The sequence below is a fragment of the Streptomyces sp. NPDC001315 genome, from assembly GCF_042896175.1.
Classification (GTDB): domain Bacteria; phylum Actinomycetota; class Actinomycetes; order Streptomycetales; family Streptomycetaceae; genus Streptomyces.
Genome location: NZ_JBIAWZ010000002.1, coordinates 311,289 through 326,136, shown reverse-complemented (window position 1 = coordinate 326,136; position 14,848 = coordinate 311,289). Strand labels below are relative to the sequence as shown.

13 protein-coding genes are annotated in these 14,848 nt (G+C 71.3%); 7 read left to right on the top strand and 6 right to left on the bottom strand.

Annotated features, from left to right (window positions below):
* The first annotated feature begins 39 nt into the window (after positions 1 to 39).
* On the top strand, positions 40 to 2,448 hold the full coding sequence (gene lon, locus ACFY16_RS08610; RefSeq protein WP_390646363.1) for an endopeptidase La: 2,409 nt from the start codon (positions 40 to 42) through the stop codon (positions 2,446 to 2,448).
* Between the two features lie 192 nt (positions 2,449 to 2,640).
* On the opposite strand, the gene ACFY16_RS08605 is transcribed toward lon, so the two are convergent.
* Positions 2,641 to 3,462 (bottom strand): lysozyme, encoded by an 822-nt coding sequence (locus tag ACFY16_RS08605; protein WP_390646362.1) that lies wholly within the window; start codon positions 3,460 to 3,462, stop codon positions 2,641 to 2,643.
* A gap of 228 nt (positions 3,463 to 3,690) precedes the next feature.
* Here ACFY16_RS08605 and ACFY16_RS08600 point away from each other — a divergent pair, with 228 nt between their 5' ends.
* Complete coding sequence (locus ACFY16_RS08600; protein ID WP_390646361.1) at positions 3,691 to 4,182, top strand: MarR family winged helix-turn-helix transcriptional regulator; 492 nt, start codon at positions 3,691 to 3,693, stop codon at positions 4,180 to 4,182.
* 20 nt (positions 4,183 to 4,202) lie between these two features.
* Here ACFY16_RS08600 and ACFY16_RS08595 read toward each other — a convergent pair whose 3' ends face one another.
* On the bottom strand, positions 4,203 to 4,988 hold the full coding sequence (locus ACFY16_RS08595) for a protein phosphatase 2C domain-containing protein (RefSeq protein ID WP_390646360.1): 786 nt from the start codon (positions 4,986 to 4,988) through the stop codon (positions 4,203 to 4,205).
* Positions 4,989 to 5,356: 368 nt separating this feature from the next.
* Between ACFY16_RS08595 and ACFY16_RS08590 the strand changes: the two genes are divergently transcribed.
* From ACFY16_RS08590 to ACFY16_RS08570, 5 genes are all read left to right on the top strand, one after another.
* On the top strand, positions 5,357 to 8,206 hold the full coding sequence (locus ACFY16_RS08590) for a nitrate- and nitrite sensing domain-containing protein (protein WP_390646359.1): 2,850 nt from the start codon (positions 5,357 to 5,359) through the stop codon (positions 8,204 to 8,206).
* Complete coding sequence (locus ACFY16_RS08585) at positions 8,203 to 8,706, top strand: roadblock/LC7 domain-containing protein (RefSeq protein ID WP_390646358.1); 504 nt, start codon at positions 8,203 to 8,205, stop codon at positions 8,704 to 8,706. The genes ACFY16_RS08590 and ACFY16_RS08585 overlap by 4 nt, the downstream gene beginning before the upstream one ends.
* Positions 8,703 to 9,134 (top strand): DUF742 domain-containing protein, encoded by a 432-nt coding sequence (locus ACFY16_RS08580; RefSeq protein WP_390646357.1) that lies wholly within the window; start codon positions 8,703 to 8,705, stop codon positions 9,132 to 9,134. Before ACFY16_RS08585 ends, ACFY16_RS08580 begins: the two co-directional genes overlap by 4 nt.
* Positions 9,115 to 9,756 (top strand): ATP/GTP-binding protein, encoded by a 642-nt coding sequence (locus ACFY16_RS08575; RefSeq protein WP_390646356.1) that lies wholly within the window; start codon positions 9,115 to 9,117, stop codon positions 9,754 to 9,756. Before ACFY16_RS08580 ends, ACFY16_RS08575 begins: the two co-directional genes overlap by 20 nt.
* A 67-nt stretch (positions 9,757 to 9,823) precedes the next feature.
* Positions 9,824 to 11,089: a styrene monooxygenase/indole monooxygenase family protein gene (locus tag ACFY16_RS08570; RefSeq protein WP_390646355.1), complete on the top strand. Its 1,266-nt coding sequence runs from the start codon at positions 9,824 to 9,826 to the stop codon at positions 11,087 to 11,089.
* 162 nt (positions 11,090 to 11,251) lie between these two features.
* Here the strand turns inward: ACFY16_RS08570 and ACFY16_RS08565 are convergent, their stop codons facing one another.
* The 4 genes from ACFY16_RS08565 to ACFY16_RS08550 form a co-directional block, all read right to left on the bottom strand.
* Entirely contained in the window at positions 11,252 to 12,391 is a 1,140-nt protein-coding gene (locus ACFY16_RS08565; protein WP_390646354.1) for an NlpC/P60 family protein, read from the bottom strand.
* 396 nt (positions 12,392 to 12,787) lie between these two features.
* On the bottom strand, positions 12,788 to 13,099 hold the full coding sequence (locus ACFY16_RS08560) for a hypothetical protein (protein ID WP_390646353.1): 312 nt from the start codon (positions 13,097 to 13,099) through the stop codon (positions 12,788 to 12,790).
* On the bottom strand, positions 13,092 to 13,748 hold the full coding sequence (locus tag ACFY16_RS08555) for a TetR/AcrR family transcriptional regulator (RefSeq protein ID WP_390646352.1): 657 nt from the start codon (positions 13,746 to 13,748) through the stop codon (positions 13,092 to 13,094). Before ACFY16_RS08555 ends, ACFY16_RS08560 begins: the two co-directional genes overlap by 8 nt.
* A gap of 89 nt (positions 13,749 to 13,837) precedes the next feature.
* Complete coding sequence (locus tag ACFY16_RS08550; RefSeq protein ID WP_390646351.1) at positions 13,838 to 14,776, bottom strand: diiron oxygenase; 939 nt, start codon at positions 14,774 to 14,776, stop codon at positions 13,838 to 13,840.
* Positions 14,777 to 14,848: the final 72 nt, after the last annotated feature.

Below are 14,848 nucleotides of genomic sequence, written 5' to 3'. Positions count from 1 at the left end.
GAGTCGGCATAGCTCAACTTGACTGCCTAGGGAGAGATCATGGCTTCGACGTCCACACCGCTCACCCTGCCTGTGCTGCCGCTCGACGACGAGGTCGTGCTGCCCGGAATGGTGGTTCCGCTGGACCTGAGCGACGCCGACGTGCGGGCCGCGGTGGAGGCCGCCCAGGCTGCCGCGCGGTCGGAGCCCGGGAAGCCCAGGGTTCTGCTGGTGCCGCGCATCGACGGTGCGTACCCGGGCACGGGCGTGCTCGGCACCGTGGAGCAGGTCGGCCGGCTGGCCGACGGCGACCCGGGCGCGTTGGTCCGCGGCCGCGGGCGGGTGAGGATCGGTGCCGGGACGACCGGGCCGGGCGCCGCCCTGTGGGTCGAGGGAACGCGTATCGACGAGAGCGTGCCGGAGCCGCTGCCCGGTCACGTCACCGAACTGGTCAAGGAGTACAAGGCCCTCGCCACCGCGTGGCTGCGCAAGCGCGGCGCCTGGCAGGTCGTGGACCGCGTGCAGGCCATCGACGACGTCTCCGCGCTCGCCGACAACTCCGGCTACTCACCCTTCCTGACCACCGAGCAGAAGGTGGAGCTCCTGGAGACCACCGACCCGGTGGCCCGCCTCAAGCTCGCCACCCAGCAGCTGCGTGACCACCTCGCCGAGCAGGACGTCGCCGAGACGATCGCCAAGGACGTCCAGGAGGGCGTCGACAAGCAGCAGCGGGAGTTCCTGCTCCGGCGCCAGCTGGAGGCCGTGCGCAAGGAACTGCGCGAGCTGAACGGCGAGAAGGACGGTGAGGAGTCCGACGACTACCGCGCCCGTGTCGAGGCCGCCGACCTCCCCGAGAAGGTCCGCGAGGCCGCCCTCAAGGAGGTCGACAAGCTGGAGCGGTCGAGCGACCAGTCGCCCGAGGGATCATGGATCCGCACCTGGCTCGACACCGTGCTCGAACTGCCGTGGAACGAGCGGACCGAGGACCAGTACGACATCCAGGGCGCCAAGGCGGTCCTGGACGCCGAGCACGCCGGTCTGGAGGACGTGAAGGAGCGGATCACCGAGTACCTGGCGGTGCGCAAGCGCCGTACCGACCGGGGGCTGGGTGTCATCGGCGGCCGGCGCGGCGGTGCCGTGCTCGCGCTCGTCGGCCCGCCCGGCGTCGGCAAGACCTCGCTCGGCGAGTCCGTCGCGCACGCCATGGGGCGGAAGTTCGTCCGGGTCGCGCTCGGTGGCGTCCGTGACGAGGCCGAGATCCGCGGGCACCGGCGTACGTACGTCGGCGCGCTGCCCGGTCGTATCGTCCGGGCGATCAAGGAGGCCGGGTCCATGAACCCGGTGGTCCTGCTCGACGAGATCGACAAGGTGGGCTCCGACTTCCGCGGCGACCCGGCCGCGGCCCTGCTGGAGGTCCTCGACCCGGCGCAGAACCACACCTTCCGCGACCACTACCTGGAGGTCGAACTCGACCTGTCCGACGTCGTGTTCCTCGCCACCGCCAACGTGCTCGAAGCCATCCCGGAGGCCCTGCTCGACCGCATGGAGCTGGTCCGCCTGGACGGCTACACCGAGGACGAGAAGGTCGTCATCGCCCGTGACCACCTCCTCCCGCGCCAGCTGGAGCGGGCGGGGCTCGGCAAGGACGAGGTGACCCTGGACGAGAGCGCGCTGCGCAAGCTCGCCGGCGAGTACACGCGTGAGGCGGGTGTCCGTACCCTCGAGCGGTCCATCGCGCGGCTGCTGCGCAAGGTCGCGGCCCAGCACGAACTGGGCGAGCGGAAGCTGCCGTTCACCATCACGGACGGCGACCTGCGCGCTCTGATCGGCCGGCCGCACCACGTGCCCGAGTCCGCCCAGGACCCGGCCGAGCGCCGTACGGCGGTCCCCGGTGTCGCCACCGGGCTCGCGGTCACCGGCGCGGGCGGTGACGTCCTGTTCGTCGAGGCGTCGCTCGCCGACCCCGAGACGGGCGCGGCGGGTCTGACCCTCACCGGTCAGCTGGGTGACGTGATGAAGGAGTCGGCGCAGATCGCGCTGAGCTTCCTGCGGTCGCACGGCGCGGAGCTCGAACTTCCGGTCGGTGACCTGAAGGACCGGGGCGTGCACATTCACTTCCCGGCGGGCGCGGTTCCGAAGGACGGCCCGAGCGCCGGCATCACGATGACGACGGCACTCGCGTCGCTCCTGTCCGGCCGGCTGGTCCGTACGGACGTGGCGATGACCGGCGAGGTCTCGCTGACCGGCCGGGTGCTGCCGATCGGTGGCGTGAAGCAGAAGCTGCTCGCCGCGCACCGGGCGGGTGTCACCACCGTGATCATCCCCAAGCGCAACGAGCCCGACCTGGACGACGTCCCGGCGGAGGTGCTGGAGAAGCTGGACGTGCACCCGGTGACGGATGTGCGCCAGGTGCTCGAACTGGCCTTGACCTCCGCCTCCGCGGACGTGGAGGTTCCGGTCGCGGCGTGACGGACGCGTCCGGATGACGAAGGCCCGGGTCCCCTTGGGGGCCCGGGCCTTCCGCATGGCCGGCCGACCGGACCGCTGGGCCGTCAGCCGGCCGCGCGGCGCCGCCCGTACACCCGCCAGTCCGATCCGGCCTCGTGAACGCAACGGCCGGGCTCCCGTTGGGGGGAGGCCCGACCGTTGTCCCGTGCGGGCTCAGCCGTTGGCCAGTGCGACCACCCGGTCCAGGGCCCCGTTGAACTTGTCGTGGTCCCCGACCGTCGGTCCGGACGAGGTGTACTGCCACATCGTGTAGTACGACCAGCCGGCCGGCAGCGTCCCCACTTCCGAGGCGTACCGGGCGATCCACAGCGGGTGGGTGGACGCGAAGCCGCTGTAGTTGCCGGTGCACTGGGTCCACCAGCTGGTGGCCGTGTAGATCACGGCGTCGCGGCCGGTGCGGGCCTTGTAGGTGTTCAGGAAGTCCGCGATCCAGGTGACCATCGCGCTTGTCGTCTTGCCGTAGCAGGCGGCGCCGTAGGGGTTCCACTCGATGTCGAGGGCGCCCGGGAGGGTCTTGCCGTCCTTGGACCAGCCGCCGCCGTGGTCGACGAAGTAGTTGGCCTGGGTGGCGCCGCTGGTGGTGTCGGGGGTGGCGAAGTGGTACGCGCCACGGATCATGCCGACGTTGTACGAGCCGTTGTACTGCTGGGCGAAGTACGGGTTCGTGTAGTAGGTGCCTTCCGTGGCCTTGGTGTAGGCCCATTTGACCCCGCTGCTCCACAGGGTCGACCAGGCGACGTTGCCCTGGTAGCTGGCGACGTCCACGCCTTCCGTCTGGGTGGCGTCACCGGTGACGGGCGTGCCGTCCTGGCCGTCGTGGGCGAGGACGCCCATGCCCATGTGGGCGGAGCCGCGGGCGGGGGTGTCGACGGCTTGGGCGGAGCCGGGGATCGTGAGGGACAACGCGGCGAGGAGGAGCGCGACGGCGGCGGTGGCGGCGCGCGGGCGGATGGAGCCGGATCTGTGTACGGGCATGACGTGCCTCCGAGGCTTGGTGGTGCGGGGAGGAGCCGGATCACCCACAGTTGTGGCGTGGGCATGCCATGCATGGCCTGGTGAAGACGCTACGCACGTAGACCGGCGCTGGGAAGGGGGTCCGGAGGCTGCCGTTGGTCTACGCCTGCGAAATACTGACGGAGCTGGGGGGATGACGGATTTCGGCAAGAACTTTCATGAACGGGAAACCGGATCAGGGGTGCTGACGTGCACGAGGACGGAAACGGGGCGCATCGAGACGAGGCGCGGACGTCATGGGGCAGTGGTGCGGAACGGGAGTTCCTCTCCCTTGAGCGCGAGTTGACCATGCTGCTGCGGCGCGCCCGGGCCAACCAGGGCGAGATGGCCCGCGAGGTCCATCCCGACCTGGAGCCCGCCGCGTACGGTCTCCTCGTGCGGCTGGAGGAGTGCGGCCGGCAGCGCGCCACGGAGCTCGCCGGCTACATCGGCGTCGGCAAGGCGACCATGTCCCGCCAGTTGCGCGCCCTGGAGGAGCTCGGCCTGGTCACCCGCGAACCGGATCCGGCGGACGGCCGCGCCTGGCTGGTGGCCCTCACCCCGGAGGGCCGCAGCCGGGTGGGCAAGGTGCGCGAGGCCCGCCGGGCGCGGTACGTGAACCAGCTCGCCGACTGGGACCGTGGCGAGGTCGCCGAGCTGGCGCGACTGCTGCACCAACTGAACCGGGGGATGGAGAAGTAGCGGCCCTTCCCCCGCAGGCCCTACAGCTCCACGTACACGGCCGTCGCGTCGTCGTGCGTCTTGCTCCGGCCCAGGAACCGACGGTCGGTGTCCGCCAGTTCCAGCGCCCGGACCTGGTCCACCAGGGCCTGCGGCCCCTCCTTGCGTACGAGGGCGAAGCAGTCCGCCCAGTCGCCCTCGCGGAACTTCTCCACCCAGCGTGTCGCCCCGTCCGTCAGTGCGGCCAGGGCGCGGACCTCCGTACGGGGCACGGTGCCGGTCACCGCGCGGGCGGCCACCGTGGGATCGGCCGCCGCGGTGAAGAAGCCGTCCTCCTTGTTGCGGACGGTCGCGTCCACGATCGCGTCGGTGGCGAGGGCGGAGCGGGGCAGGCGGGCGATGCGGTCGTCCAGGACGGGGGTGATCGTGCCGTCGGGGGACTGGAGCAGGAGGGCCGAGTCGGAGAGGACCAGGTACTCGACCGCGTCCCGGGACCAGCGGGCGAGGACGACCGTGGCCTGTGGGGTACGCGGGTGAGAAAGGTCACAGGTGTCCGCGTGGGCCTCGGCGGTACGGGCGATGGCGCGGGCGAGAGCCTCGGACAGAGGGACATCCAGGAGGGAAACGGTCAGTTCGGTCAGGGCCCCGCCGAGGCGCGCGGTGTACCAGGGAACCGAATGCAGACAGCCCGTCGCGCTCGGCGGCGGCGTCACGCCGTCCAGGACGACGAGCGAACCGCCCTGTCCGGAGGCGGGTAGTCCGACGCTCGCGAAGTCCTCGTTGAGGCGCGCCCGGTGGCCGGGCTCCGACACAAGTTCCGTACGCATGCGGCCAGTCTGCACCACCCCTTCACAAGGTTTGCGAAAGGCTGGCAGCAGTCGCCGGATTGACGCACCGTCGCAGGTCAGGCGCCTGGTTTGGGGTGGAATGGCGCACTCCGGGAAGGCGTGGCGGCGAATACTGCCAAAGCCCGCCGCCCACGTCCAACCGGCCCGCCGGGCAGGGCCGTCGCACACGCCATGGAAACTTGCCCGCCAACTCCCCTCCGGGGTTCACTCCTTCGAGTGGCGGGTCAGACGATGCAAGACCACTGCCCACCGGCACTGGGAGGGTCGGGAGCCGTACCGGTTGTACGAGTCATATGACGGAACGTCATCCGGGCCCACGAGTACACGAGTCAGGAATGCGAGCACCGGTGCAGAAGACGCGGCCTCGGCGCACAGGCAAGAAGTCGGCCTCCGAGGAGGGCGCGCAGAGCACCCCCGTCGGCAAAGGCCGCCCCACCCACGTACGTAACCGGCTCGTCGTCGCCGTAGCCGTCGTGGCCGCCGCCATCGCCGGGGCCGGAGCCCCGTCGGTGCTGGCCGCCTCCGGGCAGCTCAAGGACTCCCAGGATCTGGTGACGCTGGCCGGGCAGACCCAGGACGCGCTGGTGCTGGCCCACTCGCTCGCCGACGAGCGGGACGAGGTCACCTCCTACGTCGCGGCCGGCCGGCCCAAGTCCAAGGCGCCCTCGGAGCAGCGCAGCGCCCGGGTGGACCGGCTGGTGGAGGAGCTGCGCGCCGACGCCGACGCGCCCGCCTCGCTGCGTGCGGACCTCGACGACGTCGCGTCCGTGCGGAGAGCGGCGCTCACCGGAAAGAGCAGTGCTCTCGAAACGCACGAGGCCTACTCCGCCGCCATCACCGAACTCCACCGGCTCGCCGAGCGGCTGGCCGAGCAGATGCCCGCCCGCGCGGGCTCCGGCGCGCACGCCCTCGCCGAGCTCGACTCCGCCGTCCAGCAGGCCGCGGCCACCCACGGGCTGCTCCTCGCCGCGCTCAACGTGCCGACGACCACCGAGACGGTTGTCAGCCCCACCACCGGCCTGCTGACCAGGGTCCGCGTCTCTTCCGACGCCGACACCAAGCAGCGCGACGCCCTCACCGCCGCCGCCCAGCAGGCCCGGCTGCGCTCCGACGCGGCCCTCGCCGACTTCCTCGACACCGCTCCGAAGTCGTCCGTCACCTCTTACGACTCCACGGTCACCGGCCCCGAGGTCGAGACCGCCGACAAGTACCTCGCCAAGCTCACCGACCGGCCGGAGCTGTCCGACGGCGAACTCGCCACCAGCCTCAAGAAGCTCGACGCGGCCCTCACCGCCCGCGTCGACCTGATGCGCGGCGCGGAGTCCTCGCTCTACGACCACCGCACCAAGGACCTCGCCCAGCTGCGCGACGACGACGTCACCGCGCTGGAGATCCACGTCGCCGTCCTCGGTGCCCTGCTGCTGCTCGCCGTCGGCGTCGCCACGGCCATGGCCCGCTCCCTCACCCGGCCGCTGTCCGCGCTGCGCCGAGGTTCGGCCCGGCTGGCGCAGGCCGAGAACCTGCCGGGCGAGGAACCGGTGAAGTTCACCGGCCGCAACGACGAGTTCGCCCAGGCCGTCCGCTCCGTCAACGCCCTGCACGCGCACGCCGTCGCCCTCCACGAGCGCATCGCCACCCTGGAGACCGACCGCAAGCACCTCGTCGGCCAGCGCCAGAAGATGGCCGACGCCCGCGAGGAGCTGCGCGCCGAACTCGCCGACGCCGCCGCCCAGCTGGGGCGGCTGCGCACCAGCATCGGCGGCACCTTCGTCAACCTCGCCCTGCGCACCCTCGGCCTGGTCGAGCGGCAACTCGCCGTCATCGAGGGACTGGAGGAGCGCGAGCAGGACCCCGACCGGCTCGCCACCCTCTTCAAGCTCGACCACTTCGCCACGGTCATGCGCCGGCACAGCGAGAACCTCCTCGTGCTGGCCGGCACCGAGCACCTCCAGCAGCACGCCGGCCCCGTCCCGCTCGTCGACGTCGTACGGGCGGCGGTCAGCGAGATCGAACGCTACGAACGCGTCCGCATCGCCGCGCTGCCGCCGCACGCGCACATCGTCGGCTTCGCCGCCGACGACCTGTCGCACCTGCTGGCCGAACTCATGGAGAACGCCACCTCGTTCTCCCCACCCGACCTGCCCGTCGAGGTCTCCGCCTGGCTCCTGGAGAACGGCGAGGTCATGCTCTCCGTCCAGGACGAGGGCATCGGCATGACCGACGAGCGGATGACCCGCCTCAACTCCCGCCTCGCCGGCTTCGACCCGGAATCCCCCTACGACCAGGAGGGCGAGGAGGGTCTCGGGCTCGGCCTGTACGTGGTGGCCCGGCTGGCTCACCGGCACGGCGTGCGCGTGCAGCTGCGGGAGCAGAAGCAGGGCGGTATCGCGGCCGTCGTCGTGCTCCCGCAGTCCCTGCTCGCGGCGGCCACACCGGCCGCCGTCCCGACGGCCACGCCGTCCGACGGCACGCAGGCGTACTCCCTGCCGGGCGCCGACGCGGAGGCCAACTCCAACGTGCTGCGCGGCCGCTCGGGCGGCGGGGACCCGCTGGTGACGCTGGCGGAGAAGGCGGTACGGGAGTCCGCGGACGCGAAGACGGTCGTGCCGGAGACGGACGTGCCGGAGACGGACGTACGGGCGACGGAGGTACCGGAGCCGGGCGTACGGTCGGCGGACGTACCGGAGACCCCGGAGCCGATGCCGGATCCGGAGCCGGAAGGGGCTGCCGCGGCGCCCGAGTCCCTCGCCGAGACCACGATGGAGCTGCTGATCCCGGTGCCCGCCGCCGAAGCGGACCCGGCCCCCGAGCAGCCGACGCCCGTCGAGCGCCCCGAGCCCCGCGAGCCCGTAGCGCCCGCAGAGCTCAGCGACTCCACCGCCGACCCCTACGCCATCGGCCCCGAAGCCCACGAGCGTACCGCCGACGAGACGGCGGAGCCCGTCACCAGCAAGGGGCTGCCCAAGCGCACCCCGAAGGTCTCCGTGCCCGCTCAGGTGCCGCGCCAGCCCGGCGGTTCCGTCGACGCCGAGGCGCTGCGTCGTCGCCTCGGCGGGTTCCGCCGGGGGGCGGAGGCCGGACACCGTGATGTGGCGGTGGAGATCGCCGAACAGACGGCCCGGAACCCCGTGCCGACCGCACCGACAGCAGACGCCGAAGAAGCCACGGGGGGCACAGTCGAGGAGGCAAGCAGTTGACCGCGCCCAGTACCTTCGGCCTGAGCAGCGAAGCCCGTAACCTGCACTGGCTGCTGACGAACCTCGTGGAGGAGGTGCCAGGCATCCAGTCGGTCGCGGTGGTCTCGTCCGACGGCCTGCTGCTGCTCTCCTCCGACCCGGGCCGCATCGCCGCGGCCCGTGAGGCCCGCGGGGAGAGGCCCACCGGCCCGCGCGGCTCCTCCGCCGACCTCGCCACCATCGTCTCCGGCATCGGCAGCCTCACCGTCGGCGCCGCCAGGCTGATGGAGTTCGGCGGGGTCAGGCACACGATGGTCGCGATGGACGAGGGCAGTCTGTTCGTGATGTCGATCAGCGACGGCTCGCTGCTCGGCGTCCATGGCTCCGCGGACTGCGACATGAGCGTCGTGGCGTACCACATGGCGCTGTTCGTGGGCCGCGCCGGCCATGTCCTGACCCCCGAGCTCCGCAACGAGCTACGAAAATCCCTGGAGACCGAGTCGACGAGGAGCGCCCGATGAGTACCGATCCCGGGAACTCCAGACCACACCTTCCGGTCCGTGGCGGCGACCGCAAGGCCGCCCGCGTCCGCCCCTACTCGCTCACCGGTGGCCGTACCCGCTTCGGCCATGTCCTCCTCGTCGAGACGTTCGTGGCGAGCACCGCCGCGATCGAAGCGCCGGAGGAGCGCAAGGAACTGACGAATGGTTCCCTCAATACCCGGGTCATGCCGGAGATGCGGGCCATCGTCGAACTGTGCCGCCGTATGCGCACGGTGGCCGAGATCGCCGCGCTGCTGAAGATGCCGCTGGGTGTGGTCCGCGTGCTGCTGAGCGACCTCGCGGACCAGGGAAAGATACGCGTGTACGGAACCGGAACGGGTCACGGCGTCGGCCGCCCGGACCGCGCTCTGCTGGAAAGGGTGCTGAGTGGACTCCGTCGTCTCTGACGCCGCCGGTTCTGGCGTCTCCCCGTTCGTCGAGCCGGACGGGCCGTTGCAGCCCTGGCAGACGGACCGCACCCGCGCCCCCGTCGCCACGAAGATCGTGGTCGCGGGCGGCTTCGGCGTCGGCAAGACCACGCTGGTCACAGCGGTCTCGGAGATCACGCCCCTCCAGACGGAGGCGCTGATGACCGAGGCGAGCGAGGAGACCGACGACCTCACCGCCACGCCCGGCAAGCTGACCACCACCGTGGCGATGGACTTCGGCCGCCTCACGCTCGACGAAGACCTGGTGCTCTACCTGTTCGGTACGCCGGGCCAGCAGCGGTTCTGGTTCATGTGGGACGACCTGGTACGCGGTGCGATCGGCGCGGTCGTGCTGGCCGACACCCGCCGTCTGAAGGACTGCTTCCCGGCGCTGGACTATTTCGAGAGCTGCGGGCTGCCGTACGTCGTCGCGGTCAACCACTTCGACGGCAGCGAGCGGTTCGAGCCGGAGGACGTGCGGGAGGCGCTCACGATACCCGCGCACATACCTGTAATGATCATGGATGCGCGCCGCCGGATCTCGGTGATCGAGACCCTCCTGACGCTCGTCGGCCACGCCCTCGACGAAACCCCCGAGTAGCCACCGAGTAGCCACCGAGACCCCCGCGTAGTCCCCGAGCAGTCGCGATTTAGGAGCCACCACCCGCATGCGGAAGATACTCGTCGTCGGAGCCGGCCAGTCCGGTCTCCAGCTCGCCCTCGGACTCCAGTCGCACGGGTACGAGGTCACCCTGATGTCCAACCGGACGGCGGACGAGATCCGCTCCGGCCGGGTCATGTCGACGCAGTGCATGTTCGACACGGCACTGCAGCACGAGCGCGATCTCCAGCTGAACTTCTGGGAGCCCCAGGCCCCGAAGATCGAAGGACTCGGCGTCTCGGTCGCGGCCCCCGGCTCGCACGACCCGGGCCCGACACAGCGCGCGATCGACTGGGTGGGCAAGCTCGACGGGTACGCGCAGTCGGTCGACCAGCGGGTGAAGATGGCCGGCTGGATGGAGACGTTCGCGCAGCGTGGCGGCCAGCTGGTCATCCACGGCGCGGCGGTCGGCGACCTCGACTACTTCTCCCGCGCGTACGACCTGGTCCTCGTCTCGGCGGGCAAGGGTGAACTGGTCTCGATGTTCGGCCGGGACGCCTCCCGCTCCCCGTACAGCGAGCCGCAGCGCGCCCTCGCCGTGTCGTACGTCCATGGTCTGGGCCCGCGCCCGGAGCACCCGGAGTTCGACGCGGTCCGTTGCAACCTGGTCCCCGGTGTCGGAGAGCTGTTCGTCATGCCGACGCTGACGGTCTCCGGCCGTGCGGACATCCTGTTCTGGGAGGGCATACCCGGCGGCCCGCTCGACGTCTTCAACGGCGTCAAGGACCCGGCGGAGCACCTCTCCCTGACCCTGGAGCTCATGGAGAAGTTCACGCCCTGGGAGTACGCGCGGGCCACCAAGGTCGAGCTCACGGACGCGGGCGGCACCCTCTCCGGCCGCTACGCCCCCACCGTCCGCAACCCCATCGGCCGCCTCCCCGGCGGCGGCCTGGTGCTGGGCGTCGCCGACGTGGTCGTCGCCAACGACCCGATCACCGGCCAGGGCTCCAACTCGGCGTCCAAGTGCGCGGCCGCGTACCTCGCCTCGATCATCGAGCACGAGGACAAGCCGTTCGACGAGACCTGGATGCAGTCCACCTTCGACCGCTACTGGGACACCGCCCAGCACGTCACCAAGTGGACCAACGCCATGCTCTCCCCGCCGCCGGAGCACATCCTCAACCTCATCGGCGCCGCCGGCCAGTTCCAGCCGGCAGCGGACCGCTTCGCCAACGGCTTCAACGACCCGTCCGACTTCGAGAACTTCTTCTACGAGCCGGAGAAGACGAACGCGTACCTGGCGGAACTCGCCGGGGCGACCGCCGACGCGTAGCCCTCGTCCGCCTCGCCCGGGACGTGCCTCGGGGGGCTCCGGTGGTGTGCGGCACCGCGGGGGCTCTCCGGTGGGGGCGGGGCGTGCGGTTCCCGGTTTCGGGTGCCCGACGGGGCGCTCGCCCGGCTCCCCTGTATCGCGTCGAGTCGGAGACGACCGGGCCTACAGGACAGAGGCCCCCGGCGCCACCGCCGGCGCGTAACCCTCGTCCGCCCCGTCCATGGCGTGGGCGGGGAGCTTCGGTGGGATGTAGCGCTGCAGGGGCTGCCCGCCGGGGTCGGGGCGTACGGCGCCCAGTACCGGGTTGGCCGCGATCGGGGAGACCTTCACCTTCGCGCCGGGGCGGGGTGCCTGGACCACCATGCCGCCCCCCAGGTACATCGCCACGTGGGTGGCCTCGGGGAAGTACACGACGAGATCACCGGGGCGCAGCTCGGTGAGAGGGATACGGGGGAGCCGCGCCCACTGCTCCTGGCTGGTCCGGGGGATGGCCGTCCCGGCGTCCCGCCAGGCCTGTGAGGTCAGCCCCGAGCAGTCGTACGACTGCGGACCCTCCGCACCCCACTGGTAGGGCTTCCCCAGCTGCCGCACGGCATAGCGCACGGCTTCCTCGCCCTCCCGCGTCGGCTTCTCCTCGCTGCTGAGCGCACCCGAGGTCATGAGCGTGTTCTGCGCCTTCGCGATCCCGTTCTTCTCGAACTCGGCCAGCGCGGTCAGCTGGTCGGCGCTGATCGAGACGAGCAGCTTCTCGATGTCCGCGAGCCTTCGGTGGACGTCGTCGCGTTCCTTCTTCTGTCGTTCGGCGAGAGTGAGCTGTCGGTCGAGGGCAGCGCGCGCCTTGCGGGCCACCTCACGGCTCCTGTGCTCGCTCCCGGTCAGCCGCCCCACCGTCTCCGCCCGCTCCCGCGCCAACTGCCCGATCACATGACCCTCGTCGAGCGCGTGCTGCGGATCACGGGCGAGGAGGAGGCGTACGTAGGGGGAGATGTCGGTGCTGCCCTGGTACTGCTGGCGGGCCAGCCGCCCCGCCGCGCCCTGGCTCTCGTGCAGCGACAGCCGCGCCCGGCCCAGCTCGGCGTCCAGCCGGCCGACCTCCGCGCGCTGCTTCTTCAGCTGCTCCTCGGTGGCGTTGTAGGTCTCGGTGGCCTTCTCGGCCTCCCGGTACACCCGCTGAAGGTCCGTCAGCAGATCCGCGACGGACCGCTCCCTGGGCTCCGGGGCGGCCGTCGCGGTTCCGGACGTGAGGGCGAGCTGCGCCGCCACCGCCGTCGTACACACCAGACGCAGGACCCTTCCTGACACGTCATCACCTCCGATGCGGGCGTCCCGTCTGCTCATCTTCTTATCGCGAGCATCGGACGCGCATGGGCGGTCCGCGCGCAGGTTGTGCGCGGACCGGCGCAACAGGGTCACTCGTGCGTGTCGTCCGGCTTGCCGACTGGCGTGGCGTCTGGATCGGGGTCCGGGGTGGCGCGGATCGGGATTCGGCGTGGCATCTGGGTCGGGCGGGGTCGGCTGGGCGTCTGCTCGGGGTCGGGCTGAGTGCTCGGCCGGGCGTCCGGGGCGTGGTGGTCTGGTGTTCGGCCAGGCGTCGCGGGGTTGGGTGTTCGGCCGGGCGTCCCCGGGCTCGTCGTTCGGCCAGGCGTCCGGCTCTGAGTCCGGCTCGGGGTTCGGCCAGGCGCCCGGCTCGGAGTTCGGCTAGGCGTCCGGCTCTGAGTTCGGCTGGGCCTCCGGTTTGGACCAGGGCCATTTCAGCCGGCCGCTCTTCTTCCCCTCAGGGTCGAACTCGTACTTCCACCCCTGCGGGAGCCCGAGTCGTTTGCTCTGCCCCCGGGGCACCCGCCGGTAGACCAGCACGGTGGGTGGGCCGCCGGCCGCGTCCGGCACGGGGATGCGATACGTCTTGGGCGGATGCCCGGTCGGCCCGAGCAGAACAGGCAGCACACGCCCGTCCATGGGGCCGCCCTCGAAGGGGGTGTCTTGGCTCTTCACGGCACCAGTGTCAGCCATCCGCCGCGAGGACACCGTGCACCAGCGCCTCGGTCTGCGGATCCCGTCGGGCCGTGACCGTCAGGACGGCGACGAACTGCTCCACGAGCCAGTCCCGCAGCTCGTCGGCGGGCGGCTCCTTGTCCTCGTCGAGCCAGATGAGCGAGGCCGCCTCCACCGCGGTGATCCACATCCGGACGGTCATCCGCAGCCGGGGTCCGGGGTCCGGGACGCCGAGGTGGCTGAAAATGTGCTCGGCCGCCGCCCGGCGCACCCCGTCCACGATGGCGGTGGTCCGGGACGTCTCCACCACGCTCCCGCCCTGGAGCAGCGCGCTGAAACCGGCGTCGTGCTCGTCGACGAAGGCGAGGTAGCGGTCCAGGGCACGGGCAAGCCGGGGCAGGAGCGGGCCCTGCCGGGGCTCGTCGAAGCAGAGCCGGAGCTCGTCGGCGGCGGACCTGAGGGCGGCCTCGTAGAGCTGCTGTTTGCCGCCCGGGAAGTACCGGTACACCAGCGGGCGTGAGACCCCGGCCGCCTCCGCCACGTCGTCCAGCGACACCTCCTCGGGCGCCCGGTGGGCGAAGAGGGACAGCGCGGCGTCGAGCAGCTGACTGCGACGCTCCTCGACGCTCAGGCGACGGTAGGCGGGGGTGGGGGCGGAGGGGGTCATGACCGGCAGCGTAATCGCCGTGGCCGCGGGCGGTGTCGCCGCGGCCACGGACAGCGTGCTGCCGGGGCGGCCCCCTGCGCCGGCGATCCCTACGCCAGCAGCCCCGACGACCTCCACAACCGCCGCCCGACCCCCCGCAGCACCCCGATGTCGTCCAGGAAGTCCGTCAGCCGCTTCGCCCCCGTCTGCATGACCTCCCGCCGATGCCCGCTGGCCTTCACCTGCGCCATCGCCTCCCGCTTGTCCAGCCCCACATTCGCGTAGACGTCGGGATTGACGAACGCGACCGAGAACACCCGCGCGAACTCACCCGAGGTGACCCGCGTGAACTCCTGGGACCACTTCGGCGCGGTCATCATCTGCCGGCGCAGCTCCTCGCGGGCGTACCGCACATGCCGTGCCTCCTCCACCACGTGGATCCGCGTCACGCCCCGGATCAGCGGCTGCACCCGCTCGTCCGGGAAGGTCAGCCGCTGCATCCAGTCGAGGACCTCCTCGCCGAGCAGGGTCGCCGTGAAGGACCCGGGCGTGGTGGAGATCGTCTTGAACAGCCGTCCCAGGTGCTGGTGCGCCCGGCTCACCGGGTACCAGGGCGTCTCGCCCCGTGTGATCAGCCGGGCGAACATCTTCGAGTGCCGGCACTCGTCCTCGATCTCGGTCAGCGCGTACCGCACGTGCGCGCTCGTCGCCGCCTTGTCGTAGATGTGCCGCACCAGCAGCTGCATGAGGATGATCTCGAACCAGATCCCGAGCGAGGCGAGCGCGGCCGCCTCGTGCCGGGAGAGCAGGATCCGCTGCTCCTCGCTCATCCGCTGCCACATCGGCGTGCCGTACAGCGACACCAGCTCCGGCGGCCAGAACCACTTGCCCTCCTCGAAGGGGGCGTCCCAGTCCAGTTCCCGGTCCGGGTCGAAGGAGTGCTTGGCGGAAGAGGCGAGCAGCCGCTCGGCCACCTGTTCGCGGTCCTTGAGGAGCCCGAGCGCGTCGCGCAGCCCGTCGAGTGCGTCGGCTTCCGTCAGGGTCGTCATGGCTGCTCCACCTTGTTACCCGGGGTCACGTCTACGGCACTTATGAGACTGCTTGTCAGTAAGCCAGTCAAT

Bases quoted from the DNA above. Each gene is read 5' to 3' on its own strand.
- ACFY16_RS08605 (WP_390646362.1), bottom strand. From the start codon at position 3,462: ATGCCCGTACACAGATCCGGCTCCATCCGCCCGCGCGCCGCCACCGCC.
- ACFY16_RS08595 (WP_390646360.1), bottom strand. From the start codon at position 4,988: ATGCGTACGGAACTTGTGTCGGAGCCCGGCCACCGGGCGCGCCTCAAC.
- ACFY16_RS08560 (WP_390646353.1), bottom strand. From the start codon at position 13,099: ATGGCTGACACTGGTGCCGTGAAGAGCCAAGACACCCCCTTCGAGGGC.
- ACFY16_RS08555 (WP_390646352.1), bottom strand. From the start codon at position 13,748: ATGACCCCCTCCGCCCCCACCCCCGCCTACCGTCGCCTGAGCGTCGAG.
- ACFY16_RS08550 (WP_390646351.1), bottom strand. From the start codon at position 14,776: ATGACGACCCTGACGGAAGCCGACGCACTCGACGGGCTGCGCGACGCG.
- lon (WP_390646363.1), top strand. From the start codon at position 40: ATGGCTTCGACGTCCACACCGCTCACCCTGCCTGTGCTGCCGCTCGAC.
- ACFY16_RS08580 (WP_390646357.1), top strand. From the start codon at position 8,703: ATGAGTACCGATCCCGGGAACTCCAGACCACACCTTCCGGTCCGTGGC.
- ACFY16_RS08570 (WP_390646355.1), top strand. From the start codon at position 9,824: ATGCGGAAGATACTCGTCGTCGGAGCCGGCCAGTCCGGTCTCCAGCTC.